Here is a 691-nt window from a genome sequence, read left to right on the forward strand (position 1 = left end):
AATTTGTTCTTGGTGCCGAACATATTGTGTTCCTTATTCCTGCAGCTCCAGACCTGACAGCTCAGCTTCTTCGTCAGCGAGTTTATGCGAACATGCGCGCCGTATTTCCATTGAAGGGAATCCCGATCCAAACGGCTTATCTGGCCACATTTGTAGCAATAGGCATAAAGATCGTCCCACGGTTCGAGATCACAGAACCGCGTCGTTTCGCGGATGCCTCTAAGGTGTCTTTTCGAGACCATAACCCACCAGCATGCGCGTATAGCGTGGCACCCAATTGCCTCTCCTGCTTTGTTCAGGCGTTATCCATTCGGCTTCAAATGCTTTTAAAAAGCACTCGGCGTTTCGCTGTTCTGCAAACATGTAGACAATGTAGCGATCTGGATGAACGTAAACATTCCGCCTCAAGCGATAGCAGTCGAGCTGTTGGGACAAGAAGCTCACCCGGTCAAAATGCAGGCTTACGTCCTCGCAATGCAACGCGACCTGAAAAGGATATTCCTTGTCAATCAAAGTGGGTGGCGGTTCGCCTCTGCTTCTAGCCATCTCAATGCCTCGACAGCTTTGGCTTCCAGCCACGGGCGAAACCGAAGCCCATGGCAAGCGAAGCATATTCAAGCTCTTTGGTAAGATAGGCGCGTTCCTCGACCAGCTTGGTAATGGCAGCATTGGCATCGCCGCCATGTTCGGC

General features: G+C 51.2%; 1 protein-coding gene. It reads right to left on the reverse strand.

From position 1 onward, the window contains the following. Positions 1-219: 219 nt before the first annotated feature. On the reverse strand, positions 220-546 hold the full coding sequence (locus ACTJI9_RS22430; RefSeq protein ID WP_440811028.1) for a hypothetical protein: 327 nt from the start codon (positions 544-546) through the stop codon (positions 220-222). Between the last annotated feature and the right edge of the window lie 145 nt (positions 547-691).

Origin of the sequence: Phyllobacterium sp. 22552, assembly GCF_052044585.1 — a bacterium.
GTDB classification, from domain to species: Bacteria; Pseudomonadota; Alphaproteobacteria; order Rhizobiales; family Rhizobiaceae; genus Phyllobacterium; species Phyllobacterium ifriqiyense.

Bases quoted from the DNA above. Each gene is read 5' to 3' on its own strand.
- ACTJI9_RS22430 (WP_440811028.1), bottom strand. From the start codon at position 546: ATGGCTAGAAGCAGAGGCGAACCGCCACCCACTTTGATTGACAAGGAA.